The sequence below is a fragment of the Campylobacter sp. genome, assembly GCF_017646085.1.
In the GTDB taxonomy this organism is placed as follows: Bacteria; Campylobacterota; Campylobacteria; order Campylobacterales; family Campylobacteraceae; genus Campylobacter.
The window spans coordinates 1-2,488 of record NZ_JAGCNF010000127.1 but is presented as its reverse complement, the minus strand read 5'-3'; the positions used below and the strand labels follow the sequence as shown (position 1 = coordinate 2,488).

Annotated in this window: 2 protein-coding genes; both read right to left on the bottom strand. The window is 31.6% G+C overall.

What is annotated here, in order from left to right:
- Nucleotides 1-69: 69 nt before the first annotated feature.
- Nucleotides 70-372 carry a F0F1 ATP synthase subunit C gene (locus J6V67_RS06725; RefSeq protein ID WP_291860574.1) on the bottom strand — a complete coding sequence of 101 codons (303 nt, stop codon included), beginning with the start codon at nt 370-372 and terminating at the stop codon, nt 70-72.
- A 100-nt stretch (nt 373-472) separates the two neighbouring features.
- The gene (ciaB, locus tag J6V67_RS06720) at nt 473-2,287 is read right to left on the bottom strand and encodes an invasion protein CiaB (protein ID WP_291860570.1); all 1,815 of its coding nucleotides are present in this window, start codon (nt 2,285-2,287) and stop codon (nt 473-475) included.
- Between the last annotated feature and the right edge of the window lie 201 nt (nt 2,288-2,488).

The following is a 2,488-nucleotide window of genomic DNA, read 5'->3' as shown; positions in this document are numbered from 1 at the left end:
GTGTCTACCAATTCCACCATGATCGCAAAGATATATTTTAAAGAAGAAGCCCCAAAAAGGGGCAAGAAATTATACTAAGAATGGGTTAGCATAAAGAGCGATAAGAGCAATAACAAGCGCATAAATAACTTGTGCTTCGATCATCGCAAGAGCAATAAACATAGTTGTAAGAAGTTTACCACCAAGACCTGGGTTTCTAGCTGTACCAAGAATAGTAGCAGAAGCAGTGTGACCCATACCGATAGCACCACCAAGAGCAGCTACACCAAGACCGATACCAGCAGCTACAACTGAAAACGCTTTAATTTGTTCGCCATCAGCACCAAATGCTAAGCCTGTTAAAGCTACAAGAAGAAAAAGAATCTTTTTCATAGATATTTCCTTAAAAAATTATTATTTGAATTAGTTCGGATAAATTCCCTACTTAAAATTCAAAACGCAAAATTGTAGCTAAATTTGGTTTAATTTTTCATTAATTTTGCCACTTTTGCCATTCATTGCTATCATCAATCTCATTACCAATAGCCTCATATCTACTATAATAATACTTTACAAATTCAGCCACTATGTTATCTGTAGGAAGATACACCTCACCATCAAATTTGGCAAATATAGCTAAAAACTCACTTGCATTAAGCTTTTTAGCATAATGAGTAGCAAGATTAATGTAATTTTGCATTACTAAAACCTTAAATGCTTCATAGCTTTGAATATCAAATTTTACTGATAATTTTGTACCATTAAAGCTAAGAACCCCAGCTTTAAATAATAGATCAAGATGTATTAATCCTTCACAATAGTATGCCCTAGTCTCAGCTACTTTTTGCCACGCTATTAGCCCTACACTTCTCTTGATCAGCTCAGCAAATACAGGCATTTTTAACTCTTGGACTTCATGTAAAAAGAAATTAACCAAGCCACCTGTTGTAGCCTTATACTCCTCTATAAATTTAAACTCACCACCGGTATTCATAATGTTTTCACTATCACTATCCATAAATAGTATATGGCCAAATTCATGCCCAATTGTAGAGATCTCATAAACTTGCTTCCAAATTTTCTCATTTTTAAACAAAATCTCACGTCCATAATCTAAAAACTGCTTATCAAAAATTTCACTTGCAAGCTTCATAAATGGCTTAGCTTTAGAACTTTGATAGACAAAATCCACAAAAGCAAAAATTTTCTTACCACACTCGCCGCTTACTTTTTCATCATTTGGCACCACTTGAGCAGAGAATAATCCATTAAATTCAGCTCCATAATAAAGCATAGGAGTGCTGATATATAGCTGAGTTTTATCTATATTTGAATGCACAAGAGCGGCCATATTTGGATTTTTAACTCCAGTTTTAGAATAAATTTGATTAAAACTATCTTTAATACTATCTTTTAAACCTTGCTCATTTACACCACCATCTTCACTTAATCTTATATCCCACTCTAGTGCCACAGCATGAGTATATGCATCTTCATAATATTCTAAAGGATGACCTATCTGAATAGCACCACGAGTCTGCATCCATACTCTCTCAGCATCTTGCCATCTTGCTACTACTAAGTTATTATCACTCTCTTTAAAAGCTATTTTTAATGCCTCTAAATAAGATATATAAGCACTATCTTGAGTAGTTTTAGAGAGTGGTTTTAGTATTTTAATAGAATTTTCAAACTCCTCTACTACAGCACTGCACTCTTCTTTAAACGCTACCATATATGGCACCATCTTATAACTATCATTACTTTTTATTACTGCACCATATACCCTATCACATCTTAAACCATCGCTATCTATTTGATATAGACCATTTTGGCTAATAAACTTCATTGCTTGAGCAATACTGCTAAACTTAGATTCAAATTCCTCATTTATCTCATCTATTATATGATGTTGCCAGATCTTTTGCATTTTAGTAATAGCAATTCCTATTCTATGCACACTCCACAAAAGCTCCATCTCAAACTCGTCTAAAAGATTCTCATCATTTACTTGTTTAAGCATTTTATCAAACAAATCAATATAAAATTCACTCACATAATCGTATAAATTTAAATTTATATTTTTAATCTGCTCTTTACTTAGATTTAGTCTTTTTAGTTCATTTTCTATACCTTGGAATTTTAGATCCACAATACGACTTACCATTGCTAATTTTGTTGTATTAGTTGGCGTTAAATTTGCAATCTTAAGACCATTTAAAATAATAGGATTATCCATATCTTTATATAAACTATTTAGCTCATTTTTAAAAGATTTTGATATCTCATTTAGTTTTTTATATCTCATATTTTACCTTATAATTTTTTTTACAGATTAATTATATCTACTTTAAAAAAACAAAATATCTACAAAGCAAAAATCCACTAGCAGTATATATCACACCGGCTAAGCATTGGGCCAAATATACGTCTATATCATATATTCTATAACTTATAGATAAAAATCCTAAATTCAAACAATAAGCAATTCCCATAGCTATACTAAATT

Coding starts and splice junctions, on each gene's coding strand:
- ciaB (WP_291860570.1), bottom strand. CDS start 2,287: ATGAGATATAAAAAACTAAATGAGATATCAAAATCTTTTAAAAATGAG.
- J6V67_RS06725 (WP_291860574.1), bottom strand. CDS start 372: ATGAAAAAGATTCTTTTTCTTCTTGTAGCTTTAACAGGCTTAGCATTT.